12 protein-coding genes are annotated in these 14069 nt (G+C 63.5%); 5 read left to right on the plus strand and 7 right to left on the minus strand.

The genetic code is table 11. From position 1 onward, the window contains the following. Positions 1-327: 327 nt before the first annotated feature. Both pncB and DJ563_RS04655 read right to left on the minus strand, forming a co-directional pair. Positions 328-1527, minus strand: a complete 1200-nt coding sequence (gene pncB / locus DJ563_RS04650; protein ID WP_434518914.1) for a nicotinate phosphoribosyltransferase — start codon at positions 1525-1527, stop codon at positions 328-330. Next, a complete protein-coding gene (locus tag DJ563_RS04655) occupies positions 1524-2174 on the minus strand; it encodes an isochorismatase family protein (RefSeq protein WP_274100685.1) in 651 nt (216 codons plus the stop codon). The genes pncB and DJ563_RS04655 overlap by 4 nt, the downstream gene beginning before the upstream one ends. A 138-nt stretch (positions 2175-2312) precedes the next feature. Between DJ563_RS04655 and DJ563_RS04660 the strand changes: the two genes are divergently transcribed. Then, entirely contained in the window at positions 2313-3020 is a 708-nt protein-coding gene (locus tag DJ563_RS04660) for an NUDIX hydrolase (protein WP_186659421.1), read from the plus strand. Positions 3021-3481: 461 nt separating this feature from the next. Here the strand turns inward: DJ563_RS04660 and DJ563_RS04665 are convergent, their stop codons facing one another. After that, entirely contained in the window at positions 3482-4411 is a 930-nt protein-coding gene (locus DJ563_RS04665; RefSeq protein WP_434518915.1) for a DMT family transporter, read from the minus strand. 294 nt (positions 4412-4705) lie between these two features. Then, on the minus strand, positions 4706-5299 hold the full coding sequence (locus DJ563_RS04670) for a helix-turn-helix domain-containing protein (protein ID WP_186659426.1): 594 nt from the start codon (positions 5297-5299) through the stop codon (positions 4706-4708). Positions 5300-5602: 303 nt separating this feature from the next. Here DJ563_RS04670 and glnT point away from each other — a divergent pair, with 303 nt between their 5' ends. The 4 genes from glnT (at position 5603) to DJ563_RS04690 (ending at position 9952) form a co-directional block, all read left to right on the plus strand. Beyond that, positions 5603-6937, plus strand: a complete 1335-nt coding sequence (gene glnT, locus DJ563_RS04675) for a type III glutamate--ammonia ligase (RefSeq protein ID WP_186659429.1) — start codon at positions 5603-5605, stop codon at positions 6935-6937. Positions 6938-7003: 66 nt separating this feature from the next. Beyond that, positions 7004-7909 carry a class II glutamine amidotransferase gene (locus DJ563_RS04680; protein ID WP_033697305.1) on the plus strand — a complete coding sequence of 302 codons (906 nt, stop codon included), beginning with the start codon at positions 7004-7006 and terminating at the stop codon, positions 7907-7909. Between the two features lie 27 nt (positions 7910-7936). Then, complete coding sequence (locus tag DJ563_RS04685) at positions 7937-8611, plus strand: protein glxC (RefSeq protein ID WP_047583883.1); 675 nt, start codon at positions 7937-7939, stop codon at positions 8609-8611. 15 nt (positions 8612-8626) lie between these two features. After that, positions 8627-9952, plus strand: coding sequence for an FMN-binding glutamate synthase family protein (locus DJ563_RS04690; RefSeq protein WP_033697307.1), 1326 nt, complete (start codon positions 8627-8629; stop codon positions 9950-9952). A 67-nt stretch (positions 9953-10019) separates the two neighbouring features. On the opposite strand, the gene DJ563_RS04695 is transcribed toward DJ563_RS04690, so the two are convergent. The 3 genes from DJ563_RS04695 to dctA all read right to left on the minus strand — a co-directional run bounded on the left by DJ563_RS04695 (position 10020) and on the right by dctA (position 14043). Beyond that, complete coding sequence (locus DJ563_RS04695) at positions 10020-11273, minus strand: OprD family porin (protein ID WP_434518916.1); 1254 nt, start codon at positions 11271-11273, stop codon at positions 10020-10022. Positions 11274-11309: 36 nt separating this feature from the next. Next, positions 11310-12635 carry a CitMHS family transporter gene (locus DJ563_RS04700; RefSeq protein ID WP_434519692.1) on the minus strand — a complete coding sequence of 442 codons (1326 nt, stop codon included), beginning with the start codon at positions 12633-12635 and terminating at the stop codon, positions 11310-11312. A 91-nt stretch (positions 12636-12726) separates the two neighbouring features. Next, a complete protein-coding gene (gene dctA / locus DJ563_RS04705) occupies positions 12727-14043 on the minus strand; it encodes a C4-dicarboxylate transporter DctA (RefSeq protein ID WP_274100335.1) in 1317 nt (438 codons plus the stop codon). Between the last annotated feature and the right edge of the window lie 26 nt (positions 14044-14069).

Genomic DNA, 14069 nt, shown 5'->3' on the forward strand with positions numbered 1-14069 from the left:
AGATCGAGCGCCGCCCGCGCGGCGCATCGCGAGCGAAGCTCGCTCCTGCATCCGTTTCAGGCCAGTTAATCCTGAGGCATTGGCGCGCGGCCCCTTGGCGTCCGCCTTAATATTGTGTCGGACAAACAAGGCGGTCGCGCGCGCTGGCACAGGCGTGACTGGCCCGAAACGGATGTAGGAGCGAGCTTCGCTCGCGATGCGCCGCGCGGGCGGCGCTCGATCTCCGCACCACCTCCAAACCCAAGACAGGCACCTAGCCGCCATCACCCTATCACCCGACAAGCACATAGCAGCCTCACTACTAGTAGACGCTCACATTGACAGGGCTCAAGCCACCTTGAACACATGCTTCAGATAAGCCACGAAGTTCTCATCCCGGCACTGCGTCTTGCCCGGGCTATCACTGATCTTCGCCACCGGCGCGCCATTGCAGGCCGTCATCTTGATCACGATGTTCATCGGCACGACACCTGGGATATCGCAAGTCAGATTGGTGCCGATGCCAAAGCTCACATTGATCCGTTCATGCAGCGCGCGGTACAGGCCAAGTGCCTTGGCAAAGTCCAGCCCATCGGAAAAGATCAGCGTCTTGCCCTGCGGGTCGATGCCCAGACTTTCATAGTGGGCAATGGCCTTCTCTGCCCAGGCTAGCGGGTCGCCAGAGTCGTGGCGCAACCCGTCGAACAGTTTGGCGAAGTACAAATCGAAATCGCCCATGAACGCGTCCATGGTGATGCAATCGGTCAACGCGATGCCCAGCAGCCCGCGATATTCGCGTACCCAGCAATCCAGCGCGGCCGCCTGGCTGTCGACCAGCCGCGGGCCAAGTTGCTGGTGGGCCATGAACCATTCGTGGGCCATGGTACCGATGGGCTTGAGTTGGTATTCGCGGGCCAGGTGCACGTTGCTGGTGCCGACGAAGCGACCCGGGAAGTCGCGTTTGAGGGTGTGCACCACGGCCTCCTGAACGCGGTACGAGAAGCGCCGCCGGGTGCCGAAGTCGGCCAGTTGAAAGCCTGCCAGCTCATCGGCGCTGGCCTCGGCCTTGAGCCAGTCGAGCTTCTGGTACAGCCGCTCGCCCACCTGCTCCATCATCACCTCGCGGTAGCGGTAGCGGTTGCGCACTTCGCTGATGATCGCCAGCAGCGGGATCTCGTAGAGGATCACGTGCAGCCACGGCCCACGCACGCGAATCGCCAGCTGCCCGGCGTCATCCAGGCCCACCTGTACGTAACGCAAGTTGAAGCGGAACAGGCTGAGAAAGCGGATGAAGTCCGGTTTGATGAACGGAATCTGCTCCAGATACGCCAGTTGGTCGTGGGTGACGGTGACCTCGGCCAGTTGCTCGACCTGGTAGCGGATTTCTGCCAGGTAAGGGGAGAGGTCTTCACCATTGCGGCAGCGGAACTCCCATTCCACCTCGGCATTGGGGTAGTTGTGCAGCACGGCCTGCATCATGGTGATCTTGTAGAAGTCGGTGTCCAGCAGGTTCTGGATGATCCGTGGGCCGAATACGCTGTCACTCATGGGCGGTCTTCCTTGATCAAAGCGAGCTGGTGGTCGAGCGCGGCCTCGTCGCCGCAGAGGATGACACCCTCGGCAGCCAGCGCCCCGCAGGCGCTGATGGCGCCTTCCTGGGTCAGGGCGCGGCAGGCGGGCAGGTACAGCAGCACCTGGAAACCGGCCTGGCGCAGTTGGCGGGCAGTGGTCTTGACGCAGTAGTCCAAAGCCAGGCCGCCGACGATGACGGCGCCCACCTGTTGCACGGTGAGGTATTCGATAACCCCGGTGGAGCGGCGTTCGGCCAGGTCGTGGTAGCAGGCGCCGTAGGGGTGCAGGTCGGGTTCGACGCCTTTCCACACGAAGTAGTCGTAGTCGATGGGGGCGGGGAGGCCGGGCAGCAGCTCGAAGCCGGGGGTGCCTGGCACGCAGTGGCTGACCCAGGTCAGGTCGGCATTGGCCAGCGTCAGCGGTTGCAGCATCTGCCCAGGTTCGGCCACCACCCAGGCGGCATTGGCCGGGTGGGCGTCCTTGCTGCCCAGGCGCAGGTCGGCACGAAGGGCCATGGTGTTGAGGTCGGCGGCAATTTCATTGCCCTCGGGTACCGGCAGTTCGTGTGGGGCGTTGGCAGTGAAGCCGTTTTGCGCGTCGACGTCGAAACTGGCGATCTTCATGGTGCTCTCCTCGCGGGTGTTGCTATATATTCCACCTGGTGTATTAAGTGTGTCAAGCACCAGAGCAGGTAGGAAAGAAGCTTGTGCTATTAAAGCGCTCTGGTGGAATATTGCAGGATTGAACAGTGGAGCCTTTGCGTGAGTAGCACTGAAGTCCTGGCCAGCGTCGATATCGTCGCTCTGCGCATGGCCCCTGAAGCCCAGCACCTGCAAGTGTTGTTGCACCGCCGAGAGCGCGAACCGCACGTCGGCCAGTGGGCGTTGCCGGGTGTCATCGTCAACGGCCGTATTGCCGACACCAGCCTGGAAGGCGCCGCCGAGCGCGCCTTGCGCGAAAAGGCCCGTATCGTACCGTGCTACATGGAACAGGTAGGCACCGAAGGCAATGCTTTCCGTGACCCGCGCGGTTGGTCGCTGAGCACCTACTACCTGGCCCTGCTCGACCCTGGGCAGGCCGTTGAGGGTGAGCAGCTGGCGTTTTTTGATGTGGACAGCGTGCTGGAGCGCAGGGTGCTGTTGCCCTTCGATCACAGACTGCTGGTGGAGCGCGCCCGCGAGCGACTGGCGGCGAAGACGGTGTACAGCAGCCTGCCGTTGTACTTGCTGGCAGAGAAGTTCACGGTGCTCGATGCGTTGGCGTCAGTGCAGGCGTGCCTGGGGCAGGCTGTGAACAGCACCTCGCTGCGCAAGCGCCTGGAGCGTTTGCGCGAGCAGGGGTGGGTGAGGGACACCGGGGAGAAGAACCAGCCACGGCTGGGCAGGCCGCAGCAGTTGTTTCAATACACACCGCAGGGGCCGCGGCCGTTCATGTTCGACCGCAGCCTGTTGCCGGAGGGCGGGCAGTAGCTTGCTTGTCTTGGTTTCTTCAGGAGGGCGAAGATCGAGCGGGGCCCGCGAAGCGCAAGCCTTGGTTTATCTGGCGCCTATGAGATCGAGCGCCGCCCGCGCGGCGCATCGCGACGCAAGGCCGCTCCTACATTTGTTTCGGGCCAGTGCGGCCAGTGGCATTTGCGCGCGACCGCCTTGTTTGTACGACGCGATATTGAGGGGGGCACCAAGGGGCCGCGCGCCAATCCCCCAGGAATAATTGGCCCGAAACAAATGTAGGAGCGGCCTTGCGTCGCGATGCGCCGCGCGGGCGGCGCTCGATCTCGTAGGCGCTGAAAATGCCAAGCCAGGCACCTGCGGCGCTCGATCTCATAAGCGCTGAAAATGCCAAGCCTGGCACCTGCGGCGCTCGATCTCATAGGCGCCAGATAAACCAAGGCATGCCCCTCGATCTCCCGACGAGCAACCCGCAGCCATTCTTACCGCCCACACCGGCTGGTATCACCATGCTCCGCCGGCGCTGTGCGCGCCGCAGCCAGCAGGGTCGCCAACACAATCAACGCCGCCCCCGCCGCCATGCGCAGGCTCGGCTGCTCACCAAACAGCCACCAGGCACCGAGGATCGCATACACCGGTTCCAGCGCGATGATCATGCCGGCGGTACGTGCCTCCAGGCCTTCGAGGCTCTTGACGAACAGAAACTGCGACAGCCCGGTGCAGAACACCCCCAACAGCGCCAGGTTGACCCAGTCGTCGCCGCCCAGGCTGGTACTGGCCAGGTGGGTGAAGGCGAACGGCGCAACCAGCGCGGCTACCACCACGTTCTGCCAGAAGGCTACCTGCAAGGCATTCATGTTCGACGCATTGCGGCGGTTGGCTACGGTCAGCACGGCGAACGCCAGGCCCGAGCCCAGGCCCCAGATCAGGCCAAGGGTGCCGCTGTCGAGCAGGCCGAAGGACGGCACCACCATCACCAGGCCCGCAGTCACCATCAGCAACAGCAAGCCCTGCACGGCACCGATGCGCTGGCCGAACACGCCGCGTTCGATCATGGCTATGAAGGCAGGGAAGCTGGCGAAGCCCAGCGTGGCCACAGCCACGCCGCCGACCTTGACGGCGATGAAGAAGGTCACCCAGTGCGTCGCCAGCAACGCGCCGGTTAGGCCCAGGATGGGCAGGTTGCGCAGGGTCAGCGCATCGAGCAGGCGGGTGCCCTTGAGCCCGGCGACGAAGCCCAGGGCAATGAAGGCGAAGGTGGCACGGCCGAAGGTGATGATGCTGGCGTCGGCCTCGATCAAGTGGCCGAGGATACCGGTCAGGCCGAACAGCACAGCGGCGAGGTGTGCAACGAGCAGGGCGTTGCGCCGGCCGGTGGCAGCACCGGCTACGGGGATTGAAGTCGCGATCATGGCAGTCAAATTTTCACAAAGTGGCGCGCGCAAACACTCCCGGCTGGCGCGGCGCGGGTCTCTGATTCTGGGAGTTTTATGGTTATGAGCCCGGGCGAATTGCCCGGTGCAAAAAGGCGCCACAGCGTTGGAATTGTGAAGCGAGGCTGCTTACTCGCAAATACCGCGTCAACCAGCCCACGGCGCGGGGCTGGTCGATGTGTGTATTATTTTTGTATACAGGGATGTGAGGCCGATTGCGGGCGACGCATACATGTCAGATCGCGACATCGCTTGTTGCTTGACCGCGCCGTGTCATTCTTCGCCGTAGTTCATGATCGACAACAGCCGGATCGGCACCTGCACCAGTTGCTCCGGCCCGTGTGGGGTTTCGCCATCGAAGGTCAGGCTGTCGCCGGCATGCAGGTGGTAGAGCTGGTTACCGTGGCGGTACACCAGTTCACCCTCCAGCAAGTGCAGGAATTCCGTGCCCGGGTGGGCGAAGGTCGGAAACTCCTCGCTGGCATCGTCCATGCTCACCATGTACGCCTCGAAGTTCTTTTTCGGGCCCCTGGCGTGATTGAGCAAGTGGTAGGTATGGCCCTTCTCGGTGCCGCGGCGCACCACCTCCAGCCCTTCACCGGCCTTGACCAGCAGTGCGTTGCCATCGGGCTGGTCATACTGGCTGAACAGCTTGGCCATCGGCATGCCCAGCACGTCGCACAGGCGGCTGAGGGTATCGAGGCTGGTCGACACCTGGGCATTCTCGATCTTGCTCAGCATGCCCTGGCTGATCCCGGCGATGCGCGCCACATCGGCGAGCTTCAGCGACTGGGCCTGGCGCTGGCGCTTGATCTGCAGGCCCAGGTACTGCTCCAGGCGAAGGCGGGGTTCGGTTTCGGTCGGCATCGAGAGTCCTGCACGGTTTCAGTTCAAGAATAAAGATTTCGCACTGGGAAAGTGCGCCGGGCGGCTGCGTTGGCCGTCGGTTTCCTCGGGTGAAAACGAGTTTCCCATATCTACAACGAAAATGTCTCCGTCATGGCGCCAGCCCCTGTCGCGTGCAAGCCCCCTGTGACAAGGGATTGTGGGAGGGGACGTGCCCGCTAAGCGGTAACACTCGGTAAGTTGGCAAGTACATTGCATTCCTGTGATGAAAGTAAGTTTCCCATGCGGAATTACATGCAGCCCCTTACCAGGAGTGTTCAACCCATGTTGCCAGCAGAAACCCAGCGCACCCTCGACCAGCACGGCATCAAGTATGTGCTGGCGCAGTTCGTCGATATCCATGGCTCGGCGAAGACCAAATCGGTGCCGATCTCGGGCCTGAAGATGGTGGCCGAGGAGGGCGCCGGTTTCGCCGGGTTCGCCATCTGTGGCATGGGCATGGAACCACACGGCCCGGACTTCATGGCCCGTGGCGATCTGGCCACGCTGATCCCGGTACCCTGGCAGCCTGGTTATGGCCGGGTGGTGTGCGTCGGCCACGTCAACGGTAAACCTTGGCCCTACGACAGCCGCTACGTGTTGCAGCAGCAGGTGCAGCGCCTGGCCGACAAGGGCTGGACGCTGAACACCGGGCTTGAGCCCGAGTTCAGCCTGTTCCGCCGGGACGAAGCCGGCAAGCTGCAGGTGGTGGATGCCTCCGACAACCTCGACAAGCCGTGCTACGACTACAAGGGCCTGTCGCGCTCGCGGCTGTTCCTCGAACGCCTGACCGAAGCCCTGCAGCCGGTGGGCTTCGACATCTATCAGATCGACCACGAGGACGCCAACGGCCAGTTCGAGATCAACTACACCTACAGCGATGCCATGGAGTCGGCCGACCGCTTCACCTTCTTCCGCATGGCGGCCGGCGAAATCGCCAACGACCTGGGGATGATCTGCTCGTTCATGCCCAAGCCCGACCCCAAGCGTGCCGGCAATGGCATGCACTTCCACCTGTCGCTGGCCAGCAGCACACACAAGAACCTGTTTCATGACCCGTCCGACAGCAGCGGCATGGGCCTGTCCAAGCTGGCCTACCACTTTGCTGCGGGCTTGCTTGCCCATGGCCCGGCGCTGTGCGCGTTCGCCGCGCCCACGGTCAATTCGTACAAACGCCTGGTGGTCGGCCGCTCGTTGTCCGGTGCTACCTGGGCGCCAGCCTTCGTGGCCTATGGCGCCAACAACCGCTCGGCGATGGTGCGCATCCCCTATGGCCGCCTGGAGTTTCGCCTGCCGGATGCCGGCTGCAATCCCTACCTGGTCACCGCCGCGATCATCGCCGCCGGCCTGGATGGTATCGACCGTGAACTGGACCCTGGCCAGATGTGCAACGAGAACCTCTACAACCTGAGCCTGGAAGAAATCGCCGCACGCGGCATCAAGACCTTGCCGCAGTCGCTCAAGGAAGCCGCCGACGCGCTGGAGGCCGACCCCTTGTTCCGCGAGGTGCTCGGCGCCGAGATCGTCGACGAGTTCATCAAGCTCAAGCGCATGGAGTGGGTGGAGTATTGCCGCCACGTCTCCGACTGGGAAATCCAGCGCTACACCGAGTTCTTCTGACCGCCCCCCATCCTTGGCGCGGCCAGCAAGACAGCGGTCGCCCACTGCCCAGTAAGGAGCAACACCATGTGTGGAATCGTAGGCCTGTACCTGAAAAAGCCGGCGCTGGAAGCCCAGCTCGGCAAACTCTTCGAACCCATGCTGCAGGCCATGACCGACCGTGGCCCGGACAGCGCCGGCTTTGCCATCTATGGCGATGAAGTGGCCGATGGCTGGGTCAAGCTGACCTTGCAGGCGAGCGCCGTGGACTATCCGTGGGCGGCGCTGATGGGGCAACTGGAAGGGCGCCTGGGCTGCTCGCTGGACTGGTTCCAGAACGCCAGCGCCGCCGTGCTCAAGGTACACACCCACGAAGCGGCCGCCCGTGCAGCCTTGGCCGAGCTGGCCGCCGACGTGCGCATCATGAGCGCCGGGCAGAGCATCGAAATCCTCAAGGGCATGGGCCTGCCGGCCGAGATCTCTAGCCGCTTCGGCCTGGCCGGCATGCAAGGCAGCCACATCATCGGCCACACCCGCATGGCCACTGAAAGTGCAGTGACCCTGGAAGGCAGCCATCCGTTTTCCACCGGCGCCGACCTGTGCCTGGTGCACAACGGCTCGCTGTCCAACCACTTCCGCCTGCGCCAGGAGCTGAAACGCGAAGGCATTAGCTTCGAGACCGACAACGACACCGAAGTGGCGGCTGGCTACCTGGCCTGGCGCCTGCAGCAGGGCGACAGCCTGGCACAGGCCCTGGATGGCGCCCTGCAAGACCTGGACGGCTTCTTTACCTTCGCCATCGGCACCCGCAACGGCTTTGCCGTGATCCGCGATCCGATTGCCTGCAAGCCGGCGGTGCTCGCCGAAACCGACGACTACGTGGCCATGGCCTCCGAGTACCAGGCCCTGGCCAGCCTGCCAGGCATTGAAAACGCCAAGGTCTGGGAACCAGCACCGGCCACCTTGTACGTCTGGGAGCGCGAAAGCGCCTGACCTGTCATCGACTCACTGGAGCACCTCATGAAAACGATCGACCTTTCCAGCGCCTCGGTGCGCGAACTCAACCAGGCCCTGCATGGCGACGTGCAGGACCGCGAGTGGCGGGTCAGCCGCCCGGACGGCAAGCACAACCTGGCCGTGGGTATCAACCAGCCGGTGTCGGTGGATATCGACGGCCACGCCGGCTACTACTGCGCCGGCATGAATCAACAGGCCAGCGTCACCGTGCACGGCAACGTCGGCGTGGGGGTGGCCGAGAACATGATGTCCGGCTCGGTGCGGGTCAAGGGCAGTGCCTCGCAGGCAGCCGGCGCCACGGCCCACGGCGGGCTCTTGGTGATCGAGGGCGATGCCGGGGCTCGGTGCGGCATTTCGATGAAGGGCGTGGACATCGTGGTCGGCGGCAGCATCGGCCACATGAGCTGCTTCATGGGCCAGGCCGGGCGCCTGGTGGTGTGCGGCGATGCCGGCGATGCGCTGGGCGACTCGCTGTACGAGGTGCGCATCTACGTCAAGGGTTCGGTGCAGTCGCTAGGCTCGGACTGCATCGAAAAAGAGATGCGTGCCGAGCACTTGCAAGAGCTGCAGGCGTTGCTCAACGAGGCGGGCCTGGAGCACAAGGCCGCCGATTTCAAACGCTACGGCTCGGCCCGTCAGCTGTACAACTTCAAAGTCGACAACGCCAGCGCGTACTGATCCAGGAGCCTACCCATGAGCGAACAATTCCCCCCGGTACTGCGTGAATCGGCCACCTTCGATCGCCTGACCATCCAGGAAATCCAGCGTGCCGCCGAAACTGGCATTTACGACATCCGCGGCGGCGGCACCAAGCGCCGTGTGCCGCACTTCGACGACTTGCTGCTGCTGGGCGCCAGCGTGTCGCGCTACCCGCTCGAAGGCTACCGCGAAAAGTGCGGCACCGACGTGGTGCTCGGCAACCGTTTTGCCAAGAAGCCGATCCACCTGAAGATCCCGGTGACCATTGCCGGCATGAGCTTCGGCGCGCTGTCGGCCAATGCCAAGGAAGCGCTGGGCCGGGGTGCGACCATCGCAGGTACCAGTACCACCACCGGCGACGGCGGCATGACCCCGGAAGAGCGTGGCCAGTCGCAGCACCTGGTGTACCAGTACCTGCCGTCGCGCTATGGCATGAACCCCGACGACCTGCGCAAGGCCGATGCCATCGAGATCGTCCTCGGCCAGGGCGCCAAACCGGGCGGTGGCGGCATGTTGCTGGGCATGAAGGTTACCGAGCGGGTGGCCGGCATGCGCACCTTGCCGATCGGCGTAGACCAGCGCAGCGCCTGCCGCCACCCGGACTGGACCGGCCCGGACGACCTGGCGATCAAGATTGCCGAGCTGCGCGAGATCACAGACTGGGAGAAACCCATCTACGTGAAAATCGGCGCCAGCCGCCCGTACTACGACGTCAAGCTGGCGGTGAAGGCCGGCGCCGACGTGATTGTGCTCGACGGCATGCAGGGCGGTACCGCCGCGACCCAGGAGGTGTTCATCGAGCATGTCGGCATTCCCATCTTGCCGGCCATCCCGCAGGCGGTGCAGGCGCTGCAGGAGATGGGCATGCACCGCAAGGTGCAACTGATCGTCTCGGGTGGTATCCGCAACGGTGCCGACGTGGCCAAGGCCATGGCCCTGGGGGCTGACGCCGTGGCCATCGGCACCGCCGCGCTGATCGCCCTGGGTGACAACCACCCGCGGCTGGATGAGCAGTTGAAGGCGATCGGCTCTGCGGCTGGTTTTTACGATGACTGGCAGAACGGCCGTGACCCGGCGGGCATCACCACCCAGGACCCGGAACTGGCCAAGCGCCTGAACCCGGAGGAGGCCGGCCGGCGGCTGGCCAACTACCTGCGCGTGCTGGTGCTGGAGGCGCAGACCATGGCCCGCGCCTGTGGCAAGTCGCACCTGCACAACCTCGACCCGGAGGACCTGGTGGCGTTGACTGTGGAGGCGGCGGCGATGGCGCGGGTACCGCTGGCGGGCACCGCCTGGGTGCCCGGGCAAACGCAGTACTGATGCGGCAATTGGGGCCGCTTTGCGGCCCTTTCGCGGCACAAGGCCGCGAATGGCTGCAAATCAGGCCCTACCAGAGCGCGATGTCATAGGTCAGGTAGACCCGGTTACTGTCCCGCCCCCGGGAATAATCAGCGCGGTAGACGTAGTTGCGCAGCTTCACTCCCAGCCCCTTGAATGTGCCCGCCTGCACGACGTAGGCCAGTTCGCTGTCGCGCTCCCATTCACGTGCCCCGGCATCACCTGCCTTGTCGTTGTCACCGCTCAGGTAGCGGCTCATGAAGGTCAGCCCAGGCACACCGGCTGCCGCGAAGTTGTAGGCGTAACTGACCATCCAGGTCTTCTCGTCTTCTTCAATGAACTTGCCGATACCGACGTTGCTGAACGAATACACGGTGGCGCCGCTGATGTAGGGCAGCCCGGCAACCCCATCGAGCACCTGACAACCCGCACCCACGGTGTGGCCGCTGTGGGCATAGCTGAGCTGGCCGCTGAGCATGTCGTTATCAATGGGGCCACCCTGTGCTGCGCCATCGTCGCGGCTTTTGAAGTAACGCACATCACTGGCCAACACGCCCCCTGCCAGCGGCAGCTCATGGGCAATGCCGGCAAAGTCCTGGCGGTAGAAGTTGTTCAGCTCGCCGCGAAAGTAGCTCAATCGCAGGGTTTTGCTCACTGCGTAATCGGCACCGGCATAGCTGAAATCCGCCGATGCATCGCCGCTGTAGCCATCGGCGAACAGGCCAGTGCTGTCGGACGAATCGCGCTGCTTGAAACGCTGCAGATGGCCACCGGTCAAGGTCAACCCGTCAATATCGCTGGAGACCAGCTGGGTGCCCTGGTAGGTCTGCGGCAGCAGGCGCGCGTCGTTGTACACCAATACCGGTGTCTTGGGCAGCAACGTACCGTGCTTGATCACGGTCTTGCCCAGCCGGGCCTTGGCGGTGACCCCGGCACTGGCAAACTCATTGGCCGCGCGGCCATCGTCATGCACCGGCAACAAGCCGGTACCGCTGCGCCCGCGGCCCGAGTCCAGCCTGACGCCCACCAGTGCCATGGCATCCAGGCCTACCCCTAGCGTGCCTTGTGTGAACCCGGATGCGTAATCCAGCAAGAACCCTTGCGCCCATTCCACCCGTTCACTTTTTGCCGTAGCAGCAGCACGTGTGCTGAGGCCTTGCTCGTCGCGAAAGTGCTCGTTGAAGTACACGTTGCGCAATTGCAGCTTGAGTGCGCTGTCTTCGATGAAACCAGCAGCGTGGGTCAGGGGCACATGGGCAAGCAGCAGGCCGCACGCAGCCCTGCGGAGAATGACTTGGGTCATGGTCCGGATACTCTCTTGTTATTGTGGGTTGGGCATTCAGACGAAGAACGACAGCGCTCCGGTCAGCAGCGCAATGGCAGTAATGACCAGCGAGGTGAGCACGGCCCACTTGACCGTGGCTTTCTGGAAGTCGCCGATATCCCGGTCGACCATGCCGACCAGCAACAAGGTCGAGGCCACCAGCGGGCTCATCAGGTGCACCGGCTGGCCGAGCACCGAGGCGCGGGCGATCTCTACCGGGTCGATGCCATACGCTGCGGCGGCATTGGCCAGGATCGGCACCACACCGAAGTAATAGGCATCGTTGGAGAGCACGAAGGTCAGCGGCATGCTGGTAATGGCCACCACCAGCGGGAACCAGTGGCCCCAGGATGGCGGAATCCAGTCGACCAAGGTCTGCGCCAGCGCATCGACCATCTTGGTGCCGGAGAAGATGCCCGCGAAGATGCCTGCGGCAAATACCAGCAGTACGACGGTCATGGCATTGCCGGAGTGCGCCAGTATCCGCTCCTTCTGCACATTCAGTTGCGGGTAGTTGATCATCAGCGCGGCGACAAAACCGATCATGAACAGAATCGCGGCGTGCATCACCCCGGCTACCAGGGCGATCATCACTGCCACCACCAGCACCAGGTTGACGTAGGCCAGCCGTGGTCGCTTGTGCGGGGTATCTTCCAGAATGGCCTTGATGTAGCAGTTGCCGCCGCCTGCTTGCAGCTGGATGTTACCGATGCGCTTGCGCTCGGCGCGCCCCAGCAGAAATGCCGTGAACACCACCCAGGCGGCACCGCCGACCATGGTCGGCAGCATGGGGATGAAGTACTCGGACGCGTCCAGGCCCAGTGCCGCAATCGCCCGCGTCGCCGGCCCGCCCCAAGGGCTCAAGCCACTCATGATGCTCAGCGACAGCATGGCTACGGTGGCGAGGATCATCGGGTTCATGCCGATGCGTTTGTACAGCGGCAGCATGGCTGCGCAGGTGATCATGTAGGTAGTGGTGCCATCGCCGTCCAGCGCCACCAGCAGCGAGAGCAGGGCGGTACCGATGGCAATCTTTACCGGGTTGCCGTTGACACGCTTGAGAATCATGCGGATCAGCGGGTCGAACAGGCCGGCATCGATCATCAGGCCGAAGAACAGGATGGCGAACAGCAGCAATGCTGCCGAGGGTGCGACCATTTTCAGGCCGTCGAGCATCATTTTGCCAAGGTCGGGCGCGAAGCCCCCGATCACGGCGGACACGATCGGCACCAAGGTCAGGGCGACGATAGGCGACAAGCGTTTGCTCATGATCAGGTAGGTGAATACCACCACCATGGTCAAACCCAGCAATGCCAGCATGGTTTTCTCTCTTGTTGTTATTGTCAGTGTGGCCGAACGCAAGGCAAACGGCGGTCTTGCCGCCCGGCGTCATGCCTGCCGGGCGGTGCGTTTTACGTAGGTGCGGAGGGGGTCAGCTTTGGCGGGTGGGCTCGGCGGCCGACCAGGGGGCGTTCGGCTCGGCGATGGCCGCAGGCGGCATTTTCCCGTCTGCCAGCATTTGCTTGAGCACCTGCCGGTCGCAAGCACCTTCAGACAGCGAGATGACCACGGTGGCCACGGCGTTGCTGGCCAGGCTGGTGAGGGCGCGTGCCTCTGACATGAAACGGTCGATACCGATCAGCAGCGCCAGGCCGGCCAGTGGGATATCGTGGATCACCGTCAGCGTCGAAGCGAGCGCCACGAAACCGCTGCCCGTCACACCGGCGGCGCCTTTGGACGACAACAGCATGATCGCCAGCATGGTCAGCGTCTGGCCCAGGCTCAGGTCGATGTTGCACGCTTGCGCGATGAACACGGCGGCGAGCGACAGGTAGATCGCAGTGCCATCAAGGTTGAAGGAGTAGCCCGTGGGCAGCACCAGCCCGACCACGCCCTTCCTGCAACCCAGCGCCTGCAGCTTTTCCAGCATCCGTGGCAATACCGGCTCGGTAGACGAGGTGCCGAGTACCACCAGGAACTCCTCGCGGAAGAACCGCAACAGCTTCCACAAGCTGAAGCCGTGCAGCCGGCACAGGCCACCGAGTACCACCAACACAAAGAACGCGCAGGCGATGTAGAGGGTCATCACCAGCTTGGCCAAGGCGCCCAGCGAGGTAATGCCGTACTGGCCCACGGTAAAGGCCAGCGCGCCGAACGCACCGACCGGGGCAAAGCGCATCAGGTAGCCGAAGATGCGGAACACCATCTGCGAGGCGGACTCCAGCACGTTCAGCACAGGTTGGCCATGTTCGCCCATGGCCGACAGGGCAAACCCCGACAGCACCGCGATGAACAGCACGGGTAGCACTTCGCCTTTGTTGAAAGCACCCATGAAGGTGTCAGGGATGATGTGCATGAAGAAGTCGACCACACCCAGCTTGGCCGCCGACGCGGTGTACTGGCTGAGGCCCGCCGTGCTCAGGGTGGCAGGGTCGATGTTCATGCCCACGCCAGGCTGGAACACATGCACGGCCACCAGGCCGATTACCAGGCTGATTACCGTCAGCACCAGGAACAGCAACAACGTCTTGCTCATCAGGCGCCCCAGCGAGCGCTTGTCGGTCATGCCGGCGATGCCGGTGACGATGGTGCAGAACACCACGGGCGCGATCATCATCTTGATCAGCTTGATGAAGGCATCGCCCAGCGGCTTCAGCGCCACGGCCTGCTCGGCCCAGAGGTGGCCGACCAGTACACCCAGCAGCACGGCGCAGAGGATCTGAAAGTACAACGATTTGATGAGTTTCATGAGGCATCACCCATTGTTGAAATTGT

The sequence above is a fragment of the Pseudomonas sp. NFX1 genome, from assembly GCF_051123555.1.
Lineage (GTDB): Bacteria > Pseudomonadota > Gammaproteobacteria > Pseudomonadales > Pseudomonadaceae > Aquipseudomonas > Aquipseudomonas capeferrum.